The organism is Lactiplantibacillus sp. C232 (assembly GCF_023806725.1).
Lineage (GTDB): Bacteria > Bacillota > Bacilli > Lactobacillales > Lactobacillaceae > Lactiplantibacillus > Lactiplantibacillus plantarum.
Genome location: NZ_JAMSKZ010000016.1, coordinates 1 through 21576, shown reverse-complemented (window position 1 = coordinate 21576; position 21576 = coordinate 1). Strand labels below are relative to the sequence as shown.

Genomic DNA, 21576 nt, shown 5'->3' with positions numbered 1-21576 from the left:
AAGCTAATTCTATCGGAAGCGTACCACTTTAGCAAACCTTTTCAGACTAATTTAATTGGCCCCTGACAACGACCACACGTATAGCGGCGAGTGTCCATGCGGCGCTTGCGGTAATACCGCTGGCCACACCGTTGGCATTCATAAATATACCGATACGGCCGGGCCGTCGCCTGCTTCGGCGCTGGTGCATAGCGCGAGCCATCCACTTGCGCGAGTAATCGTTTAAAGTCTGCATCACGATGCCGATATCCCCGCTTAGTCAAATGTAAATGATAATGGCACAATTCATGCTTGATGACGCCAATCAAGGTGGCCTCATCAAAATCAGTCAGCATCTTCGGATTGATATCAATATCATGCGAGGCCAACTGATAACGACCACCCGTCGTTCGTAACCGAGCATTAAAATAAGCGCGGTGCTGGAACGGACGGTGAAAATCACGCATGGAAATGGTCGCAACGAGCTGCTGTAACTCTAAATCAGTCATTATGCTTCAGCCGGTGCAATCATCGTCAAAGCAATGCGCTGCCGCTGTTCATCAACTTCTTCGACCCACACCGTTACGATGTCGCCAACTGCCACCGCCTGACGCGGATCTTTCAAGAACTTATCCGTTAGTTTGGAGACATGTACGAGGCCATCTTGCTTGACACCAATATCCACAAACGCCCCAAAGTCGACCACGTTGCGTACGGTTCCTTGCAAATGCATCCCTGGTTTTAGATCACTCATCTTTAAAACGTCTTGCCGGAGTAACGGTGCGGGCATCGTATCACGAACATCACGCCCGGGCTTTTGCAAACTACTAATAATATCCTTTAAGGTCAGTTCACCGACACCGGTGCTGGTCGCAAGTTGCGTTAAATCTAATTGATTCAACTGTTGGGCTTTAGTCGTCCCAACGTCCGTCGTCTTCAATCCAGCCGCTGCCAATAACGCTTTGGCTGCGGGATAACTTTCTGGATGAATATCCGTGTTATCAAAAACATTCTTGCCGTCAATGATTCGCAGGAAGCCGACCGCTTGTTCATAAGCTTTCGGTCCCAACCGCGGCACTTTTTTCAATTGTGGTCGGCTCGTGAACTCGCCATTTTCATCCCGATAAGTAATCACATTTTGGGCAATCGTGCTGGATAGCCCCGAAATATGCGTCAATAGCTCCGAACTAGCGGTATTCAAATTGACCCCAACTTGGTTAACCGCGGTCTCAATCACCGTATCTAGCTGCGTTGTCAATTCCTTCTGGGGCACATCGTGTTGGTATTGCCCCACTCCCACTGACTTCGGATCGATTTTGATCAATTCTGCCAGTGGGTCTTGTAGTCGCCGGCCGATACTGATCGCACTACGTTGTTCAACGTGTAGCTCAGGAAATTCAGCACGCGCCTTAGCACTAGCAGAGTACACGGAAGCCCCGGCTTCGTTAACGATGACATAATAAACCGGTCGGGTCATAGTCTTCAATACCTGTGCCACAAACTCCTCGGATTCGCGGGAAGCCGTCCCGTTACCAATCGCAATCATTTCAACATGATACTTCTCTAAAAAGGCTTTAAACTCACCCGCAGCAGCTTCCCGTTTGGCAGTTGGGGCTGGTTTGTGTGGATAAATCACAAGCTTATCTAAGAACTTACCATTCGCATCCATCACGGCTAATTTACACCCCGTCCGGTAAGCGGGGTCGAACCCTAATACCACGCGACCTTTTAATGGTGCCTGCATTAATAAGTGGTACAAATTATCGCCAAAGACTTTGATGGCCTGTTCATTGGCAGCCGCACTCAATTCATTGCGAAGTTCACGTTCGATGGCTGGGCCAATAAAGCGTTTGTAGGCATCCTGATAAGCAGCTTCTACTAGTTCAATCGCTGGGCCGTGGTGCTGACCAATAAAGCGAAAATGACAATACCGGTCAATTCCAGCACGATCAACATCAATGCTGACTTTCAATACTTTTTCGGCTTCCCCACGGTTGATAGCCAGTACCCGGTACGGTACCATCTGCTTGATGGGACTATTAAAATCATAATACTGTTGGTAAACACCTTGTTCATCGGCTGCTTTACCCTTGGGTTTCACTTTTGCGACTAGTAAGCCCCGGTCACGCGTATAATTCCGGACCCAGTTTCGTAAACCGGCATTATCACCAAAGGCCTCAGCCAAGATTTCGTGAGCTCCAGCTAACGCGGTATTCGCGTCTGTGATGTCCTGCGCTTCGTTCACAAACTGCGCCGCGTGTTCCTGAATACCACTTGCCGGAAAACGTAATAACCAAGCTGCTAACGGCTCCAGTCCAGCATCTTTCGCAATCGTTGCCTTCGTACGTCGCTTCTGTTTGTACGGTAAGTACAAATCTTCGACATCTTGCAACTTGTCAGCTTTTTCAATGGCTTGCTTTAAAGCCGGCGTCAAGTGATCTTGTTCAGCGATCAACTTCATCACATCTGCCTTACGACTCTCTAGACTCGCAAGCCGATCATAGTTATCTTTAATTTCGCGAATTTCAACTTCATCTAAGTTACCGGTACGTTCCTTTCGATACCGTGCGATAAACGGAACGGTGTTGCCTTCGTCCATGAGTCCGAGAACCGCTTTGATCTGTTGCGGTTTAAACTTCGTTAGCGTTTGATTAACTAACGTTAAAATCTGATTATCCATTATTTCACCCAATCTTTTAATCTCATTACATTATATTATACGCGTTTTACCCCAGTTTCCGCACCGAATGACCATCTGAAAATTGTCGTTGACTGTCACTACCAATCGAAGCCATTACCGATACTGTTCACACATTGGTTGTGAGCTGACAAAAACTAGCCCCATTAGGCTAAACGAGCACGGCACGGCCGCACAGTTGGCTGCCCCGCAACCAACAATAAAACGCTCGGCAACGCATAAACGTTACCGAGCGTTTTATTAGTGTGCTAAATCCAATCACCCAGATTAGCGCTCCTACATGACTGTATTCATGATCCGTTGCACGTTATTTGAAACGCGGCCCATTTCAGTCTCTTGATCCGTTTCAGCCTGATTAAAAGCAGCCACATCAATCGTTTGATCGTCGATGTTCATGCTAGCCGTCATGGCCGCACACGCATTCGTGTAGGCTTCGTATGCTGCTAACAAATTACGATGCCGCCCCATTAACCGTGCGGGTACCGCAACTTTTTTCAACTGTGCCAAATTTTGTTGATACTGTTCAGTACCATCGCTAAATTCCATCTGAATATCATTGAATTCAGCTGGAACCATTTTGGCAACTGCGTCATTATCAATGGCCTGACGTAGTTTTTCAAAAGATGGGTTTAATTCTTCACCCATTTTTTCAGTACTTTCGATAACTTTAGACAGTACTGGCATATACGTTTGAATCGTTGCTTTTTTCATGTACAAACTCTTTTCTTTAAATTAGTTAGCCTTATTTTACCCCTAATGGGTGGGTTATGCGCGCCGCATGTGTCGACGTTGGAAGAACTTAACAATTTCAACAATCACGACCATCGATAAGGAAGCTAAGGCCACGATTCCCCATTGGTAAGCATCCAAGTGACTCACATGGAATAACCCATTCAGACCGGGAACGACGATTGTCATCGCCAGCATCACAAATGCAATTAGAATCGCCCAATTAAAGAACTTGTTTCGGAACAAGCCGACCGTAAACAACGATTCATGAATAGATTTGGAATTAAACGCGTGAAACAACTGAATCAAGCCAAGGGTCGCGAAAGCCATCGTTAACGCATCAGCATGAGCTAATGAGGCCGTTGCGTGAACCGGATACGTCAAAGCTAACCAGTACACGAGCAACGTAATGCCACCTTCCAGTAGCCCTTGATAAATAATACTGCTGAAGACCCCACCTGAGAAGAAATTAGAATTTCTCCCGCGCGGTTTATGCTGCATAATGTTCTTTTCAGTTGGTTCAACGCCTAAGGCAATTGCTGGCAAGGTATCGGTCACTAAATTGATCCATAAGATATGCACTGGTGCCAAGATTTGCCAGCCCAACATCGTCATCACGAACAAGGTTAAGACTTCCCCTAAGTTCGCTGACAAAAGGTACTGAATCGCCTTTTGAATATTGGCGAACACTTTTCGGCCTTCCTCGACAGCAACCACGATCGTGGCGAAGTTATCATCAGCCAAGACCATGTCACTAGCCCCCTTGGAAACTTCCGTCCCAGTGATTCCCATACCAATACCGATATCAGCAGCCTTCAAGGCGGGCGCATCGTTGACCCCATCACCAGTCATAGCAACAACTTTGCCTCGTTTTTGCCATGCGTTCACGATTCGAACTTTGTGTTCAGGCGCCACCCGGGCATACACCGAGTAATCGCCGACCTTTTTGCCGAATTCCGCATCACTCATTGCATCTAACTCGGCACCAGTAATCACAGCGTCATCTTCGCCAGCGTTAATGATACCAAGACGGACGGCAATTGCTTCGGCGGTATCACGGTGGTCACCCGTGATCATCAACGGCCGAATTCCAGCTGATTTAGCTTCTGCAACGGCTTGCTCAACTTCTGGCCGTTCCGGATCAATCATGCCGACCATCCCGGCAAAGACCAGGTCATTTTCTAACGTCTCCGTATTAACAGTCGTCGGAACCGTGGTGATCACTTTATAAGCAAATGCTAAGACCCGTAAGGCTTGCGTTGCCAATTCATGATTAACAGTTAGAATCTGGTCACGGCTTGTCTTGGTTAACGGCTGAACGTCACCGTTACTTTCAATCTGAGTGACCCGTTTGAGTAATTCATCAGGAGCCCCCTTGACGGCTACTAAGAAGCGACCATCTTCTAAGGGGTGCACCGTCGACATCAATTTACGTTCCGAATCAAAGGGGACTTCTGTTACTCGGGGGCGGTCCGTCAATAACTGATCGACTGGATAACCCTGGTCCAAATTATATTGAATCAACGCTGTTTCCGTTGGGTCACCTGCTAACCCATCCGGCATGATCTTCGTATCATTACTTAAAATCATCACTTGCGCTAAATGGCTATCAAGCGGCAATTCAGTAGCGCGCGCGTCCACCAGTTCCTGGTTGACGACCAACTTTTCAACGGTCATTTTGTTTTGCGTCAACGTTCCGGTCTTATCAGAGGCAATAATATCGGTACTTCCCAACGTTTCAACTGCGGGTAATTTTCGTACTAACGCATGCCGTTTGGCCATCCGCTGGGTTCCTAACGCTAACGTGATCGTAACGATTGCCGGCAACCCTTCTGGAATTGCGGCTACGGCTAACGAAATCGCCGTCAATAACATGTTGATCAAACTCTCTTGACCACGCAGCATTCCGATACCAAATACCACTGCGGCAATAACTAAGATTAAAATCGTCAGCGACTTACCTAACTGTGTCAAGTTCGCTTGCAGTGGTGTGGTCGTCTCATCGGCCGCTTCAATCATGCCGGCAATTCGACCTACTTCGGTCTGCATCCCAGTCGCCACCACAATCCCAGTGGCCCGACCATACGTCACGTTACTATTCATGTACGCCATGTTTAACCGGTCCCCGATTGGTAATTCCCCATCGGCAATCATCTCCGCCTGCTTCTCAACTGGGACAGATTCACCCGTCAGCGCCGATTCTTCAACCTTCAATGACGCACTCTCAATTAATCGTAAATCCGCGGGAACGATATCCCCGGCTTCTAGCGACACAACATCCCCAGGAACCAACGCGTCACTCTTGACCGTTTGCAGCTGACCATCCCGTAAAACAGTCGCGTCCGGCGCTGACATTTCCTTCAACGCGTTGATGGCCTCTTCCGCTTTCGATTCCTGGAAGACACCGAAAATCGCATTTAATACCACCACCAATAAGATGATAACGGCATCGACGGCTTCCCCAGTAAAGGCGGCAATCAAGGCGGCCACTAACAGGACGATAATCATGAAATCCTTGAACTGCGCAATAAATTTTTGCAACAAGGAAGTCGCTTTTTGCTGATTCAACGCATTCGGCCCATATTGTTCTAACCGTTGCGTCGCAGCACTTTGCTGTAAGCCGTGTTCATCAGTGCCTAGTTCCTCATAAACGGCGGATAACGCTTGTTGATACTTTGGTTTTGTACTCATCGTAAGCTCCTTTTCTGGCATCCGAGCCCCACTCCCTAACTGATTTCCAGATAGAAAATGAGACTCATGTATGCACGCAAAATTGTGTGAACATACATAAGTCTCACTATTTAAGACAATACCGGATTGGCTTCTTGCTGACGATATTGCCGCAGAATATTTCTGCTAGTTACTCCCTTATGATTGTATCGTAAGAATACCAGATTCCATGGGAGCTGTCTAGCAAAATAATCGCTTTGACTACCTCTGCATTCGCCACAGCACTTGGATATTCTCACATTAAGCGTTTACATATTTTAAACCATTCTACCGCTTTTCCACCAATCCCACCAATATTACGGTAGTCACCATAAAATTATGTGCCTATGCAAAAAGGCGACCTGAAGCTGAATAATCTTCAAGTCGCCTTTTTAATTAGGTTAGCCGTAATCCTGATCGATTATCAGCTAACTAGCTTATTTCCAAAAATCATCAAACACAGTGATGGCCGCGTGGCGTTTGTGGGCAGTCTTTAAGTACCACGCCTCAATCTTTTCGGCCGCAGCATCGCTGACCGTCCGGCCTTCCAAGTAATCGTCGATGTCGTCGTAACGAACACCTAACGCGACTTCATCAGGTAATGCTGGCCGATCTTCTTCCAAGTCAGCGGTCGGGACTTTGTCATACAAATGCTTGGGCGCATCTAAAGCGGCCAGCATTTGTTTACCTTGACGCTTGTTCAATCGCCATAGTGGCACAATATCCGCACCACCGTCACCGTACTTGGTATAAAAACCAGTAACAGCTTCGGCTGCATGGTCGGTTCCCACGACAGCACCGTGCATTTCACCGGCAATCCCATATTGCACGATCATGCGTTGGCGCGCTTTAATATTGCCCTTGTTGAAATCATGAATCGTCAATTGGTTAGCTTCCAATGCAGTTACCATGGCATCCGTAGCCGGTTGAATATCCACCCGATCCGTCACGTCGGCTTGCATAAAATCAATCGCTGCCATCGCATCCGCTTCATCCGCTTGATTGCCATATGGTAACCGGACTGCGATGAATTGATAGCGATCATCACCCGTTTCCTGCCGCATTTCGGTAATGGCCATCTCCGTCAATTTTCCAGCTAACGTGGAATCTTGACCGCCAGAGATGCCAAGCACATAGGTCTTCAAAAAGGTATTTTTAGTTAAATAAGCCTTCAAAAAATCAATACTTCGACGAATCTCAACTTCTGGATCAATCGTTGGTGCAACGTGTAACGCTTTAATAATCTCAGCTTGTAATGGCCGCATTAGTAAGCTTCCTCCTCATCTTTATGGTTAACGTGGTCTCTGACCGTGTTAATAATATTCATTTTATGATCATAAAGTTTTTGTGACAAGTCGACCGGGTAATCCTGAGGGTTTAAATCCCGTTTGTATTCGTCCCAAAGTGCATCTAGACTTTCAAATGAATACTCCTTGATTTCATCTAACGTTGGTAAAGTATAAACTTGTTGACCGCGGTCATAGATGGGAACCAATAGTGGTCGCGCATCAAAGTCACTGACCGTCTTATTAATATACGTATAGCTTGGATGGAACATGTAAATTGATTCTTCGTTGCGCGGATCTTCATCGTACAACGTCACATAGTCACCTTCCGACTTGCCATCCGCACGCTTCGTAATCCGCCAAACTTGTTTTTGACCAGGCGTTGAGACCTTTTCCGCGTTATTTGAAAGTTTGATCGTATCAACCATCTGATGATGATCATTCTCGATCGAAACCATCTTGTACACGGCCCCTAACGCGGGTTGGTCAAAGGCCGTGATTAGCTTCGTCCCAACACCCCAGACACTAATTTTAGCACCTTGCATCTTCAAGTTTTGGATCGTTTTTTCGTCCAAATCATTTGACGCATAAATCTTGGCATCCGGAAAACCAGCTTCGTCTAGCTGTTCACGCACGCGTTTTGATAAGTAAGCCATATCGCCACTATCGATACGAACCCCTTGGAAATTGATTTTATCACCCATTTCCTTAGCCACTCGAATCGCACTCGGCACCCCGCTACGTAACGTATCATACGTATCCACTAGAAAGACACAGTCATGATGGGTCTCCGCATAGGCCTTGAAAGCTTGATAATCGTTTCGATAAGTCTGCACGAGCGCATGCGCATGGGTCCCGCTAATCGGAATACCAAAAATTTTGCCAGCCCGCACGTTACTCGTCGCGTCAAAGCCACCAATATAAGCCGCCCGGGTTCCCCAGATGGCCGCATCAAACTCTTGCGCCCGCCGAGTACCGAATTCTAGCAAGCCATCTTCACCGACAACCGACTTAATGCGCGCCGCTTTAGTCGCAATCAGCGTTTGATAATTGATAATATTGAGTAGTGCCGTTTCAATTAACTGACAAGTGGCCAGTGGTCCTTCGACTTGTAACAACGGTTCATTATTAAAGACCAAGTCTCCTTCACGAACCGCACGAATCGTCGCATCAAATTTGAAATTCGCTAAATAATCTAGAAAACCGTCTGAGTAGCCACCCAGTTCACGTAAATATGCGATGTCAGTTGCCGTAAAATGTAAATGATTGATATAATTAACAACTCGTTCCAGACCCGCAAATACCGCGTACCCATTTTGGAACGGCATCTTACGAAAGAACACTTCAAACACCGCATGTTTGTTGTGAATACCTTGTTCCCAGTAGGTTTGGATCATATTAATTTGATAAGCATCCGTATGCAAGGTAAAACTATCATCCGGATAGATTTGCGTCATGAGTATAATTCTCCATTTCGTAGGTAATAACCGTGTTTACAGTAAGTTAAGCTTATTTTAGCATTTTTTATAAAAGAATGCGCTTAAGCATCCAAAAAGTTGCAGAATTCCTTGATTTACCTATACTTTAATTATGATTAGAAAGTGAGGTCGCTTATGTCAGTCCCTTTTGACACGGTTAACATCTTAAACGTGCCGTTTATCAAGACAACTAACGCTGGTTTTGTTCAGCAACTTCAAACCGATATTCTCGCGCATCGCAATCGCTTTGTGGTGACCGCTAACCCCGAGATCTTAATGTATGCTCGTGAACACCCCGATTACCAACAGGTGTTAACGCAAGCGGACTATATCACGCCAGACGGCATTGGCGTCATTCAGGGGGCCCAGATTCTTGGCACACCACTCCCCGAACGGATCACCGGCTATGATACTCTTTTAACACTACTAGAATGGGGTAGCCAACAGCACCAACGGATCTTTTTGTTAGGTGCCAAGCCGGCCGTGTTAAAGCAAGTGACCACGATCGTTCAACGAGCTTATCCCGGCATCGTTGTCGCGGGTGCCCGTGATGGCTATTATGACGACGAACAAACCGTTGTCGACCAAATCGTGGCCGCGCAACCCGATATGGTCTTCGTAGCCACTGGTTTTCCTAAGCAGGAATTTTTCATCGCCGAACACCGCCAACGCCTCGATGCGCTCTGGATGGGTGTCGGGGGTAGCTTCGACGTAATTGCAGGCGCGGTTAAGCGGGCGCCGTTATTTTGGCAAAAACACCACGTTGAATGGCTCTACCGTCTGATTCAAGAACCAAGTCGTTTCAAGCGGATGCTCGTGTTACCCCGCTACTTGCGGTTAGTTAAAAAAATAGCGCGCCAGCAAGCCCATTAACTGGCAATCATTACCAGTTATAAGCCACTGCGTTACGATGACAATTGCTTTTGTGCGTGTACCCAGTCTTCAGTCATAAATCCAAAAATAGCTCACCTAGAATAACATCCTAGGTGAGCTATTTTTGGTATCACCACTCTAATCAGGTGCCCAGCACCCGACTGACTGGTTATTTTTCAAGATAAAACTCAAACCGGTTACCAACGTACTGGGTCCGCACGTATTCAAACGGTTCGCCGGTTTGCAAATACGAAATCTGCCGTAACCGTAGCAACGCATCGCCACGCCGGACTGACAAGTATTCTGCGATACGCTCAGAAGCAGACATCGCCGAAACCGTCTGTTGAGCCTTACCAGGCACTAAACTTGCCTTTTCTTCCAACGTCCGATACAACGAACTCGTAATTTCGTCCTTGGTGAACTGCTTGACGAGTCGTTCTGGAACTGTTGCGACCTCAAAACAAATTGGCACATCATCACCATAGCGAATTCGTTCCATCCGTAGAACTTGTTCGTTGGCGCCTAACGCCAACTTTTCGCTCTCAGATAGCGACGGGCTCGTCACGTGATATGAAATCGTCTTACTTGATGGGACCTTACCCTGGGCCAGCATTAGATCAGTAAAACTGGTGACACCGGACATTTTTTCTTGGACCTTCTGATTCGCGACAAACGTGCCGGCACCGACTCGCCGCTCTAATATTCCTTCGTCAACCAATGTCTGGATTGCTTGTCGAAGGGTCATCCGACTAACATCGAACTGTGTAGCCAGCTCCCGCTCAGACGGAATCCGGTCACCAACGGCCCACCGACCTGCTTCAATCGCCTGCTTAATTTGGTTGTGGATTTGAATATAAATTGGCGAACTCATGGTACTCATCCCTTACTTCTAATTTATTTAGCTGCTTTTTTACCGTAGCTATATGTTGCGACTAAATCTTGATTGCCATCTAAGATGTTGATATCAGCATCTTTACCGGCTTCCAATGTTCCTTTCTTAGTCAACCCAAATTCACGTGCTTGGTTGACAGAAGCCATCTTAACCGCTTCAGCAATGCCGCAACCGGTGAACTTCTGAATATTCTTGAAGGCATTAATGAATGTCAGGACAGAACCAGCCAAGTTACCTTCTTCAAGACGTGCTTGACCATCCTTAACAATCACTTTTTGACCACCTAATTCACTGATACCGTCGGGTTCACCCTTGGCACGCATTGAATCAGTCACCAATTCGATCCGGTCAACGCCCTTTTGTTCGTAAGCGAGCTTGATCATGTCAGGCACGATATGGAACCCATCACAGATCAATTCACAGTACATGTTGTTTTCAAGCATGGCATGACCAGTAACACCTGGTTCACGGTGCTTGAATTCACGTTGCGCGTTGTATAAATGCGTCACGTGAGTTGCTTTACTTGCTAATAATTGTTCACGAGTCGCGTTACTGTGGCCCACTGAAGGCACAATGCCATTTTCCAAGCAGTACTTTTCAAATTCACGCGAACCAGGATCTTCCGGCGCGTAAGTAATCAACTTAACCCGACCACCCGACAACTTGTTCCAGTTGTCTAATAAGTCAACGTTAGGATTCTTAATGTACTTTTCAGGTTGGGCACCCTTAAACGTCGCCGAAATGAATGGGCCTTCCAAATGAACCCCTTGGATAACCGGATTTTCATCGGCGGCCTTGTTAATACCGGCCATCGAATGATCTAAGTTTTCGTTGGATTGCGTCATGGTCGTACAGAAGTATGACGTAATACCTTCGCGGGCAACCATATCATTAACCATTTCGTTAATTTCAGCTGGATTCCCGTCCATTGAATCAAAACTATAACCACCATGGCTATGAACATCAATGAAGCCCGGTACAATCGTTTTGCCACTCACAAATTCGATATCATCATCGGGTTGGGCCACGTAGTCATCCATTGGACCAACCGCTTCAATTTCCTTACCGAAACGAATGTAGCCGTCATCGATCTTTTCTAGACCAGTATAAATGATGGCATGTTTTAACACTTTGCTCATGAACAATTCCTCCTTGGATTTATCTGGTTTAATTATAATCGGTATAGACCAAACTTGCAACCACCAGCACCAAGTAATTTAAGATTCGCCAAGTTCCTTCGCAATCGTCGCATCAATTCCCTTCACCACTGCGGTCATAAAGCCGGCCTCTTCCATGGCCAGTAATCCAGCAACCGTCGTGCCACCAGGTGAAGAAACTTGATCGATCAGGTCAAACGGAATTTTATCAGAAGCTAAAACATTCTGCGCACTGCCCAGCGTGGCCTGCGCCGCAATCTTAGTCGCTGCATCCTTGCTCAAACCGTGCTTGACGCCTGCGCGGGCCATCGCGTCAATAAAGAAATAGATGTAGGCCGGCGAACTACCTGCTAAGGCTGAAAAAGTTGGAAAATCTTTCTCAGCGATGGCACTCGTGGCACCAATCGCATCGAATAATTGTTGCCCAGCCGCATATTGCTCTGGTGTTAAGGCATCATTACCAACCAACGCCGTCATCCCGGCACCAATCGCCACGTTCACATTCGGCATGATTCTCAGAACGGGGAGATCAGGGACAACCGTGGCATAATCGGCCAAACTCAATCCTGATACCATTGTAATAACCCACTTGCCCGTTAAAGCTGCTTGAACTTCTTTTAATGCGGCCAACGCAATGTTCGGCTTAACTGCCAAAACGATAACGTCAGCAGCTTGTGCCACGGCCAAATTAGTGTCACAGGCCTGTAGCCCATTTTTTTGCGCATAAGGTTGATAACTCGCAGCATGGGCACTGTGAATATAAATATCTGCTGGGACGACCGCTTGTTGTTTTAACCACCCATCAATAATCGCGCGGCCCATGTTACCGGCACCAATGAATCCGATTTTCATCCGTAAAACGCTCCTCTGACTTATAATTTATATCATTAACCACTAACCGATTAACGGCTAGGCAGGATTAAACAGACATTCCCGCTTACTCTTCTACTATACCAATATTTGTGAAACTGTGGGTAATTAATCACTTTTTTCAGCTCAACTTTCACTATCAACAAATAAATATCACGAGCCACTCTATTAAGGTGATTGCTTATCAATACTGAAACCAATTGATTAATCTATTAATAATCGGCCTTCAATATGCGCGAAGCTCGTTGACAGGTCTGCTTGAACAAGCTAATGTAAACAGCAATCAAACACAGCGTTGCTTCCGAACACGGCTGTCTAAAAACAACTAAGGAGTGTTTCACTATGAACCAGAACAACCATTTCCGACTCACCTTATCAACCCTGCTGCAACAATGCCAGCAAGACATCACTAGTCTGCCCACGGCCATGCGCGCCGTCTTCAGCTGGCAACGGGGACTTAATGAATTAAAGACGCTTCGCCGCACCACTAAGTTGATGATGAGCACGATGCTAATCGTGACCATCATTGGTTTTATTCTGGGCCGCGATTACAGCCTACATGGCTGGATTGGCCTATTGACCGGGATTATGGTCGTGATTAACTTAATTCTGGTTGATCAAGGGCGACTGACGAACTATAGTTGGGGCATTATTGCCTGTGCGGCTTGGCTGACTACGGCCATCACCAATCGGCTGATTGGTGACATTGCGTCGCAATCATTTTACCTTATCATGCAATTTGTCGGCATCACCGTCTGGCATCGTAAAATGGCAGCGCAACCCGATGCCAGCGAACTGACTGGTCGTAAATTGAGCAAATTAGCCGGTTGTTCCTGGTTCGCGTTAGCCATACTCGTCTACGCCATTGTCTTACACTTTAGTAAACAACTTAACGGTAACCAAATCTACCTGGACGCGACCCTGTTACCACTTGGGATTGTCGGTAGTGTCCTCATGGTCAACGGTTATCGTTCCCAATGGGTTGCGTGGATCACACTCGACGTGATTAACGTTATTATCTGGTTCAACCAATTAAAAGGCTTCAGTCCTGCAGCCGCCTCAATGTTAGCATTGCAACTAGTGATGCTCGCTAACGCGTTATATGGTGCCTACTTGTGGTTCTTCGGTCAAAACACTCAGCAAGATAAACTAGATACACATTAAGCAAGCTAACTGGCAATCAAAACCAAGCACTAATCGCTTCAAAGTTAAACACATAACTTTGAAGCGATTTTTTATTTGGGTTACCGTTCGGGTGGCTACATCCTTATCTGAAAAATGTCTATCAGTTTACATTTAGCGACGAGTTTGTTTAAGTTAGAACTAATTAACTGACTATTGAGGGGGACGTTTACCATGGTGACAGTCGTTCGTCGCACACTTCACGATAAAATCTTTATTATTGCATTAATTTGTGCTGGTTTAAGTTTGTTCATCGGGACACCCCAACTGACGGCAATTAATTGGGCTACGATTGGCACCTTATTTGCACTCATGATCAGTGTTCAATTACTTCGCGCGATGCATTTGCTTGATACTTTAAGGGACTGGCTCTTAGTTAAATCACACGATACCCGTCAAATGTGTCAATTATTCATCTTACTGGCCTTTGGTGGCTCAATGATTTTAACTAACGACGTTGCGATCCTAACGTTAATTCCAATCTTTCTCACACTCGCCCGGCGGCAGCACCTGGCCATTGCCTACCCAGCGACTTTAATTATCATGGCAGCCAATCTTGGTAGCGCGTTTACGCCCATTGGCAATCCCCAAAATTTATTTTTGGTCACGTTCTATCACGTTAATCTATTCACGTTTTTTAAATTATCGACCCCGTTAATGCTTGCTAGTCTAGCTTTATTAGTTGCCTTAAGCTGGCGGTTACCTCGGTTGCCGCTAACTGTAACACCAACCAAATCTACGCCCATTTCTCGCAGTCAAATCGGGCTTGCGGGCGGCCTGCTCAGTTTCATTATGCTTGGCATTTTTAATTTGGTGCCCATTTCACTAGTTATTATCGGAACGATTGTCGTAGGCCTCATGATTAACCGACGCGTCTTTCAGTACGTCGATTACGCACTACTCTTAACCTTTATCTGCTTCTTCATCTTCGTTAGCGCCATCAGTCATAATCCCGCAATAACGCATTGGCTCAACCAATTGACTCAGACAGCCCCCAGTGTCTATATTACTGGACTAATTACTAGCCAAGTCATCAGCAATGTTCCAGCCGCCATCTTACTAGCGAATTTCACGCCCCATTTATCAGCGCTATTTTTAGGCGTCAATATCGGCGGTCTGGGGTCATTGGTGGCCTCACTAGCAAATCTGCTTGCCTTAAAACAATTGTTGCCCTTCAATGATGAACAACCACTCCACCATTTTTTGATCGTGTTTACGGCCCTCAATGGACTTGGCCTGTTCATTTTAGGCCTTGGTGGCTGGTTCTATTTACAACTATAATTCAGTTACGCTGAGTAACAATTCAGTGAGAACTTGCAAACCAATCAACTTGAAATAGTGCGAAAACCAGTAACTAGCGTGACATCATAAAAGGAGCAGTCTCAATATCATGTGAGCCTGCTCCTTTTACGTTCTATCTCTGAGATGTTTAGTGATACTTAGTGCGCCTGATCCACCAACATGGCCGGAGTGACGATTTGCTGACCATCGTAGCGGTGACCCTTGATCACGCGTTTCGCCCTGACAAATTCACCATCGACCGTCAGCGTTAACGCACAAATTCCACCATCAAACAGGCCTGAACGACTGCCTGCATCAATTAGATATCGTGGAACGTCTTGCGCATCTGCCTGCATCTTTAAATAACCAGTGTGTGAACCAGTCAAGGTCTGCACCGGCGTATGACCAGTAATGATGACTTTATTGAATAAGTTCCGATGCCAACGGTGACTGCCAGTCGTGAAGTCATCATAATAGTCATCCCGAATCCACAGTAGGTCAGTCGTTGTTTGTTGTGTTAATGGGTATTGCCAGTTAACACCCGCGTGCATAGCCAGTAACCGACCATGTTGCCACATCAGCGGCAAATGTGCTAAGAAATCAGTATCCGGCTTTAATAGCGCACCATTTAATGCCCGCCGAACATGATTGGGATTGGAGGAGTAAATCCCTAATTTGCGCCAGGTCCGGTGACCACCGTTCAACACCCAAGTTGCGGTGGCATTGTCATCACCATGAGCTGTCCGTAGCCAAAATTCATCATGATTGCCTAGTAAAGCCACATCGCCGTATTCCCGTACCCGTTTTCTAACCATCGTCAGTACTTTTAGCGGCGCCAACGGAGCTGACTCGGTGGCATGACCAAAATAGCGTGCCGCCGTACCATCAATATAATCGCCCAAGAAAATCAAGCGCGTCGCGGTAACTTCAGGATCGGCTAATAAAACTGCCAGATCATCCGCGGCACTATGAATATCACCAATAAACGTATACAGCGGCATATTACTCCCTCCGTCTCATCGATAACCACGTGCATTAGTCGGGTTTAACGACCACCAATAACATCTGAAATCCTTGAACGGCATATAACGCGTGCCGGGCATCCTTAGGAATCACGATCGATTGTCCCGCAGTTAAATGATAAATGGTGCCTTCAACCGTAATTTCCGCTTCTCCACTTAAAATATTGACCATCGCATCGCCCTGGGCAGAATGGCCGCCAATCTCTTGGTCGGTTGCGACTGAAAATAGCGTCATACTTAAATCATCCCGTTGAACCAGTGTCCGGCTATTAACTTGATCATCATCCAGTGGAATTTGTTCAGTTAAATTGAGGACCTTAGCATGATCAATTTTGTTAATTAAACTCATTTGAATTCCTCCGCATCTCGCTATTAAGGCCTATTTCGTTTCTAATTGAATAAACTGGCACGGCTGCTCAGCGACCAACGTATGGACCGTATGAGCTGGCACCACTAACATCTCGCCCGCATGCACTTCTTGGTCGGTCTCCGTCGCCAAACGGACGGTCAAAGTACCATCAACAACCTCAAATAAGCGGGTCAGCGTGGATTGTTCAGCACTAATACTTTCACCCGCCGCCATTGCGTACATCGCAAACGGCAGTTCAATCCCTAATTTTCGAGCAAATGATTTACTAGTAATTGCATGCTCCCGGTAAGTCATCGTGGTTTTTAAATCAATTTTAGTTACCGCCATTTCAAATCCTCCTTGGTCATCATCATGGTCGCTTACGTTATTCATGATGGTATGGTTCCCTAAATTAAGCTTAACGCTAACAAACTCAATTTTCGAGGTTCGATTGAATAAACATCTTATAATTCTGAATAACTGACTACTAGTCATATACTTAATAACCACGTCATCTCTGGCAGGTAAATGCCTTTGCATCCAGATATGGGCCATGCAAAAAGCTGTCCAAGCGTCATTGCGACGCTGAACAGTCTGCTGTTACTACATTTGATAACAGTTCTGTGGAAAATTTGATTTATTCAGTCAACTAGTTGGGGCTGGTAGTGGGACAACTAAGGCTACGTAGCCTCTTCAACCAAATCTCATAGATCAAGTTCCAATACGACTTATTTTCGATAATAAGCCTTGGCCCAGCAGTTGCGACGCTCCCGACACCACTGTTCAAAAGTACCTACAAACATTTGGACATCTTGCGCAGGAATTAGTTCTTCCGTTCGCTGCATGTGCACAATATCAGATATCACCGGATCAAAAGTATACGTAACAACCAGATGTTGTGGGATTCTTCGAATAATCCCACCGTTACGAGTAATCTCTAATCGCATCGTCTCCAGCTCAAGTTGAACTTGCGAATAAGTCTCTCTGGAGCAATAATCGACAACATCATACTGCTCATAACATCGTTTATACCAGGCATGCGAATTAGCCGGCAAAACATCAAATTCACCACGATTCATACGATTTCGAACAGCACGGTTAGCGCGCTTCTTTCCATAACCCATATGTGCTTTAAAAATTGGTGTGCTTTTATAAGAACGACTCATAATAATTGTGATGGCCGTCATGACGCGTTAACTAGTACGTATTTTTAAAATTAACAATGCCAGCCATTAACCTCTTCCGTGTACTTACGGAATAAATAAATTCATTGACCAGACCTCCTATCCCATCTGGATCGTGCCCCAAATAGAATACTAAAACATATCACATTATTATTGATGATGGCAAATAAACAGACCGAGACAAAAAAATCCACTTCGTGAAGAATCCGTTACGCATTCTTCACGAAGTGGCACTACCCGCCGATATTAAGATAAATTTAAGCCAATAAAAAAGTCGTTACATCAAGATCCTAAGACCTGATTAACGACGAAAGGCGTAACAATTGGGCTAGCTGGGTTCGAACCAGCGCATCACGGGATCAAAACCCGTTGCCTTACCACTTGGCTATAGCCCAATAATGAAATGGAGGGGAGTGGATTCGAACCACCGAACCCGAAGGAGCGGATTTACAGTCCGCCGCGTTTAGCCAGACTTCGCTACCCCTCCGTAAATCATTCAACTATATTAGAATACATAATTTTGAATAAAAAATCAAGACTTTTTTCAAAGTTTTTTCAGTTTTTATTTCAAATCCAGAATTTGCGTATCTTGATACCACTCCGCCATAAAATTATTGGCTTGCCATTCATTGATACGCTTGAGTCCATAGCCCACTGCTTGGTCATAATAGGTGGTCTGACCAAACACCCGCGGTTGCGGATGGACGTGCAAATGACCAAATAAAACGTGCGCCACGTTAAACTGCTCCAACAGTTGTCCTAACCGGGGCGTTCCCATTAACGCGTTAGCCATATTCCAAAACCGATTATCATCAGAAAAACGCAAATAATCGATCCGGGGAACAAAGTGCGTCATAAAAATAACTTGCTTGTGATCCACAGCAGCCAAGTTAAGCTGCGCTTTTACTTGGTTGAGCATTAAATCAGTCCGCTCCTGATCGCTCATCGGCTGTTTAATAGCCCGGTCGATCCAAAACGCATTCTTCCAGTGTAAGAAGTCGGCCGCAGTCGTATCAGGGACCTGGGCAGCATACTGATAGTCATACCACCCATTATGTCCAATCACGCGCCAATCTGTACCAGAAATATCGATATACCGGTTATGCAGGTAGCCATCAAAATGCCCTGTTTCAAGCTCGTCAAACGAAATGCCATGGACCATGTCATGATTACCCGCAATCCAGTAAACACGCGTCTGTGCGCCTAATAGGGCCTGTAAATCGACGACAAACTGCTGACTACGCTGAAAGTCATTAAAAAGATCGCCAGCAATCAAATAAATCTGAACACCATTCTGTAAAAGATAGGTCGCCTGAGATCGCATCATCGCAGTCGCATCCACTCGATTAACATCAAAATGATTATCACTACTGAAAGCAATTCGTACGATGGTCAACCCCTCCAAAACAAAAAAGATATGCTACCACTAAGATAACATATCTTCGAGTAAATATTCAATTTAGCGAATGCCTTGCATCGACCGTTTAATCATTGGCACCATCATAAAGAGGATAATCCCTAAAACGACACTAACAATCCCGGTAATCGCAAAATATGGCACTTCGGTTTGCGTCGAGTAGAAACGGACAATCTGTGCATTAAGCGCACTACCAACCGAATCAGTTAGGAACCACATACTCATCATCTGAGAAGCAAAAGCCTTTGGTGCAAGCTTGGTGGTAACTGATAAACCAATTGGTGAAATCAACATTTCAGCAATTTCAACGACTGCCCAACTGGCAACTAACCACCATGGACTAACCTTCCCTGCAGTTCCAAAGAGCGCTCCAGGTACAGCCATCACTAGGTAAGAAGCCCCAGCGAATAGCAACCCAATCGCAAATTTAGTTGGTGAACTAGGTTGTTTTTTACCCCACTTAGTCCACAACCACACGAATGGTGTTGTATAAATCATGATGAACAATGGGTTTAGCATTTGGAAATCAGAAGCAGCTAGATGGGTAAAACCAAGATCCAAATTAACCCGATTAGCTGCAAATAACGCAAGTACGGACGAACCCTGTTCTTCAATTGCCCAGAATAAAGCAGCGGCAATAAACAATGGGATATAAGCCCGAACACGTGAACGTTCTGTTGCATTAGTCTTGTCAGACGTTAACATCAAAATAAAGTAAACGATTGGTGTCAAGATAACAAGCGTACTAATTAAACTAATAACATTTGCTAACGTAAGAGCATTCATTAATTGCATTAATAGTAGAATCAACCCAATCCCAACGATTCCTAAGATTGTCCACCGCATGATTTTTTTCAAATCACCGGGTTCTAATGGATCAGTTGGATAGAGGCTAGCAGAACTTAAATTCTTCTTACCATCAAAGTAGTATTGCAATAGACCAAAGAACATCCCAATCGCAGCTAAGGAGAAGCCTAAGTGGAAGTTAACATTTAAGCCGATCCGACCAACTAAGGCTGGTGCAACCAATGAACCTAAGTTAATCCCGAAGACGAAAATACTAAAACCTGCATCCCGACGTGTATCTTCCACTGTATACAATTGACCAACCATGTCAGAGACGTTTGGCTTTAATAACCCAGTCCCAATGACAATAAGTGCGATTGAAACAAATAGTGCACCAACTCCAAATGGCGTTGATAAAACGATGTGGCCTAACATGATGAAGACCCCACCAATAAAGACGGTCTTACGGCTACCCCAGACACGGTCACTTAGAAAGCCACCGAGGACACTAGAAACGTAAACTAAGGCCGAATAGATTGACATAATGGATGCTGCGGTGACTTGGTCAAATCCAAGACCACCTTTAGCGACACTGTAGTACATGTAATAGATCAGTAGCGCACGCATCCCGTAGTAACTGAATCGTTCCCACATTTCAGTGAAGAACAACGTCCGTAAGCCACGGGGTTGGCCAAAGAACGACCGATCCAGCTTTTGTTCCTTATCCAATAGAGATTCCTCCAAACTTCTTAACCAGTTTGTATTTCGTTTAAAAGTAACAAGTTTTGTTTCTTAATTAAACATAATAACTATTATACTAGCCTTAATCTTAATCAACAATAGCACTAACCGTTTTCTAATCTAATAACCATTAATTAAATTAATATCCACCATACATAAATAGTCTTAAATCCTTTTATAGCACCAAAAACTAGTTGATAGGACATTTTATAAGGCTTTTAGCTTTCTAAAATTAACACTAAATTCTAATTTAATATAAAATAATTAATAGCATTCAAATGCTGAAAATACGCAATTGGTATTAAAAATCTAATTAAACAAAAAACAAAACTGAAATTATCAACAATAAAGTACCGCTATTAAAATGGCTATGATTGTTCGCAGCATGTAATTTACAGTTATTGCGACTAATTATAATAAACCGCAAGATTGATATGTTAAGCATACCTAAAAAGCAGTGGCGACAATAGGCATCATCCTACTAAGCCCTTACGATCATTTTGATACTTCGGCATTCAAATAGCTAACATTCTTATATCAAAAAAGCAGCTTTGCGTTTGCGCAAAGCTGCCAATCATTTTATGTCTATTTAAAAATAAAAAGGCGAGAACCACGTCCCACCTCACAAGTGCCGGCTACCAGAGTCGAACTGATGACCCTCGGTTTACGATACCGATGCTCTACCAACTGAGCTAAGCCGGCATGATATAAAAATAGATGTTAACACAATTGCCAACATCTATGTCACTCCGACAGGCGGGCTCGAACCGTCGACATCTTGATTAACAGTCAAGCGCTCTACCAACTGAGCTATGTCGGAATAATCGCATGGCAACGTCCTACCCTCGCAGGGAGCGATCCCCCAACTACTCTCGGCGCTAAGAAGCTTAACTTCTGTGTTCGACATGGGAACAGGTGTATCCTTCTCGCCATCGTCACCACA

Annotated in this window: 18 protein-coding genes, 4 tRNA genes and 1 rRNA gene; 3 read left to right on the top strand and 20 right to left on the bottom strand. The window is 45.3% G+C overall.

Going from position 1 to position 21576, the window contains the following annotated elements; genetic code table 11:
• Positions 1-41 precede the first annotated feature (41 nt).
• From MZO41_RS13315 to MZO41_RS13290, 6 genes are all read right to left on the bottom strand, one after another.
• Complete coding sequence (locus MZO41_RS13315; protein ID WP_003643868.1) at positions 42-488, bottom strand: SprT family protein; 447 nt, start codon at positions 486-488, stop codon at positions 42-44.
• On the bottom strand, positions 488-2659 hold the full coding sequence (locus MZO41_RS13310) for a Tex family protein (RefSeq protein ID WP_013355216.1): 2172 nt from the start codon (positions 2657-2659) through the stop codon (positions 488-490). Before MZO41_RS13310 ends, MZO41_RS13315 begins: the two co-directional genes overlap by 1 nt.
• 294 nt (positions 2660-2953) lie before the next feature.
• Positions 2954-3388, bottom strand: a complete 435-nt coding sequence (locus MZO41_RS13305) for a hypothetical protein (protein ID WP_003640902.1) — start codon at positions 3386-3388, stop codon at positions 2954-2956.
• A gap of 54 nt (positions 3389-3442) precedes the next feature.
• A complete protein-coding gene (locus MZO41_RS13300) occupies positions 3443-6097 on the bottom strand; it encodes a cation-translocating P-type ATPase (RefSeq protein ID WP_003643866.1) in 2655 nt (884 codons plus the stop codon).
• Between the two features lie 455 nt (positions 6098-6552).
• Entirely contained in the window at positions 6553-7380 is an 828-nt protein-coding gene (gene nadE, locus MZO41_RS13295; protein WP_003640900.1) for an NAD(+) synthase, read from the bottom strand.
• Positions 7380-8858, bottom strand: coding sequence for a nicotinate phosphoribosyltransferase (locus tag MZO41_RS13290; protein ID WP_003640899.1), 1479 nt, complete (start codon positions 8856-8858; stop codon positions 7380-7382). Before MZO41_RS13290 ends, nadE begins: the two co-directional genes overlap by 1 nt.
• A 156-nt stretch (positions 8859-9014) precedes the next feature.
• Here MZO41_RS13290 and MZO41_RS13285 point away from each other — a divergent pair, with 156 nt between their 5' ends.
• A complete protein-coding gene (locus MZO41_RS13285; protein ID WP_013355215.1) occupies positions 9015-9752 on the top strand; it encodes a WecB/TagA/CpsF family glycosyltransferase in 738 nt (245 codons plus the stop codon).
• A gap of 169 nt (positions 9753-9921) precedes the next feature.
• Here the strand turns inward: MZO41_RS13285 and MZO41_RS13280 are convergent, their stop codons facing one another.
• The 3 genes from MZO41_RS13280 to proC form a co-directional block, all read right to left on the bottom strand.
• Positions 9922-10623, bottom strand: coding sequence for a GntR family transcriptional regulator (locus tag MZO41_RS13280; RefSeq protein ID WP_003640897.1), 702 nt, complete (start codon positions 10621-10623; stop codon positions 9922-9924).
• Positions 10624-10646: 23 nt separating this feature from the next.
• The gene (gene nagA / locus MZO41_RS13275; RefSeq protein WP_003644997.1) at positions 10647-11783 is read right to left on the bottom strand and encodes an N-acetylglucosamine-6-phosphate deacetylase; all 1137 of its coding nucleotides are present in this window, start codon (positions 11781-11783) and stop codon (positions 10647-10649) included.
• 78 nt (positions 11784-11861) lie between these two features.
• Positions 11862-12653: a pyrroline-5-carboxylate reductase gene (gene proC / locus MZO41_RS13270; protein WP_003640895.1), complete on the bottom strand. Its 792-nt coding sequence runs from the start codon at positions 12651-12653 to the stop codon at positions 11862-11864.
• A 360-nt stretch (positions 12654-13013) separates the two neighbouring features.
• On the opposite strand from proC, the gene pnuC reads away from it, so the two are divergent.
• Positions 13014-13835 carry a nicotinamide riboside transporter PnuC gene (gene pnuC / locus MZO41_RS13265; RefSeq protein WP_013355214.1) on the top strand — a complete coding sequence of 274 codons (822 nt, stop codon included), beginning with the start codon at positions 13014-13016 and terminating at the stop codon, positions 13833-13835.
• Between the two features lie 192 nt (positions 13836-14027).
• On the top strand, positions 14028-15134 hold the full coding sequence (locus MZO41_RS13260) for an SLC13 family permease (RefSeq protein WP_013355213.1): 1107 nt from the start codon (positions 14028-14030) through the stop codon (positions 15132-15134).
• Between the two features lie 158 nt (positions 15135-15292).
• On the opposite strand, the gene MZO41_RS13255 is transcribed toward MZO41_RS13260, so the two are convergent.
• The 11 genes from MZO41_RS13255 to rrf form a co-directional block, all read right to left on the bottom strand.
• Positions 15293-16135 (bottom strand): metallophosphoesterase, encoded by an 843-nt coding sequence (locus MZO41_RS13255; RefSeq protein WP_013355212.1) that lies wholly within the window; start codon positions 16133-16135, stop codon positions 15293-15295.
• Positions 16136-16169: 34 nt separating this feature from the next.
• A complete protein-coding gene (locus MZO41_RS13250) occupies positions 16170-16505 on the bottom strand; it encodes a cupin domain-containing protein (RefSeq protein ID WP_003643860.1) in 336 nt (111 codons plus the stop codon).
• 30 nt (positions 16506-16535) lie between these two features.
• Entirely contained in the window at positions 16536-16853 is a 318-nt protein-coding gene (locus MZO41_RS13245) for a cupin domain-containing protein (protein ID WP_003644999.1), read from the bottom strand.
• 380 nt (positions 16854-17233) lie between these two features.
• Complete coding sequence (locus tag MZO41_RS13240; protein WP_003640889.1) at positions 17234-17692, bottom strand: hypothetical protein; 459 nt, start codon at positions 17690-17692, stop codon at positions 17234-17236.
• 320 nt (positions 17693-18012) lie between these two features.
• Positions 18013-18084 (bottom strand) — tRNA-Gln (locus tag MZO41_RS13235).
• Between the two features lie 9 nt (positions 18085-18093).
• Positions 18094-18176: transfer RNA gene (locus MZO41_RS13230), tRNA-Tyr, on the bottom strand.
• Between the two features lie 75 nt (positions 18177-18251).
• Positions 18252-19094 carry a metallophosphoesterase gene (locus MZO41_RS13225; protein ID WP_003640888.1) on the bottom strand — a complete coding sequence of 281 codons (843 nt, stop codon included), beginning with the start codon at positions 19092-19094 and terminating at the stop codon, positions 18252-18254.
• 54 nt (positions 19095-19148) lie between these two features.
• On the bottom strand, positions 19149-20621 hold the full coding sequence (locus MZO41_RS13220; RefSeq protein WP_003643855.1) for a peptide MFS transporter: 1473 nt from the start codon (positions 20619-20621) through the stop codon (positions 19149-19151).
• Between the two features lie 641 nt (positions 20622-21262).
• Positions 21263-21335: transfer RNA gene (locus MZO41_RS13215), tRNA-Thr, on the bottom strand.
• A gap of 45 nt (positions 21336-21380) precedes the next feature.
• A tRNA-Asn gene (locus MZO41_RS13210) sits at positions 21381-21453 on the bottom strand.
• Between the two features lie 6 nt (positions 21454-21459).
• Positions 21460-21576, bottom strand: a 5S ribosomal RNA gene (gene rrf, locus MZO41_RS13205).

Excerpts from the sequence above, each read along its gene's own strand:
- MZO41_RS13290 (WP_003640899.1), bottom strand. The coding sequence starts at position 8,858 with ATGACGCAAATCTATCCGGATGATAGTTTTACCTTGCATACGGATGCT.
- MZO41_RS13305 (WP_003640902.1), bottom strand. The coding sequence starts at position 3,388 with ATGAAAAAAGCAACGATTCAAACGTATATGCCAGTACTGTCTAAAGTT.
- MZO41_RS13255 (WP_013355212.1), bottom strand. The coding sequence starts at position 16,135 with ATGCCGCTGTATACGTTTATTGGTGATATTCATAGTGCCGCGGATGAT.
- MZO41_RS13245 (WP_003644999.1), bottom strand. The coding sequence starts at position 16,853 with ATGGCGGTAACTAAAATTGATTTAAAAACCACGATGACTTACCGGGAG.
- MZO41_RS13250 (WP_003643860.1), bottom strand. The coding sequence starts at position 16,505 with ATGAGTTTAATTAACAAAATTGATCATGCTAAGGTCCTCAATTTAACT.
- MZO41_RS13280 (WP_003640897.1), bottom strand. The coding sequence starts at position 10,623 with ATGAGTTCGCCAATTTATATTCAAATCCACAACCAAATTAAGCAGGCG.
- MZO41_RS13240 (WP_003640889.1), bottom strand. The coding sequence starts at position 17,692 with ATGACGGCCATCACAATTATTATGAGTCGTTCTTATAAAAGCACACCA.
- MZO41_RS13310 (WP_013355216.1), bottom strand. The coding sequence starts at position 2,659 with ATGGATAATCAGATTTTAACGTTAGTTAATCAAACGCTAACGAAGTTT.
- MZO41_RS13260 (WP_013355213.1), top strand. The coding sequence starts at position 14,028 with ATGGTGACAGTCGTTCGTCGCACACTTCACGATAAAATCTTTATTATT.
- MZO41_RS13315 (WP_003643868.1), bottom strand. The coding sequence starts at position 488 with ATGACTGATTTAGAGTTACAGCAGCTCGTTGCGACCATTTCCATGCGT.
- pnuC (WP_013355214.1), top strand. The coding sequence starts at position 13,014 with ATGAACCAGAACAACCATTTCCGACTCACCTTATCAACCCTGCTGCAA.
- nadE (WP_003640900.1), bottom strand. The coding sequence starts at position 7,380 with ATGCGGCCATTACAAGCTGAGATTATTAAAGCGTTACACGTTGCACCA.
- proC (WP_003640895.1), bottom strand. The coding sequence starts at position 12,653 with ATGAAAATCGGATTCATTGGTGCCGGTAACATGGGCCGCGCGATTATT.
- MZO41_RS13285 (WP_013355215.1), top strand. The coding sequence starts at position 9,015 with ATGTCAGTCCCTTTTGACACGGTTAACATCTTAAACGTGCCGTTTATC.
- MZO41_RS13300 (WP_003643866.1), bottom strand. The coding sequence starts at position 6,097 with ATGAGTACAAAACCAAAGTATCAACAAGCGTTATCCGCCGTTTATGAG.
- nagA (WP_003644997.1), bottom strand. The coding sequence starts at position 11,783 with ATGAGCAAAGTGTTAAAACATGCCATCATTTATACTGGTCTAGAAAAG.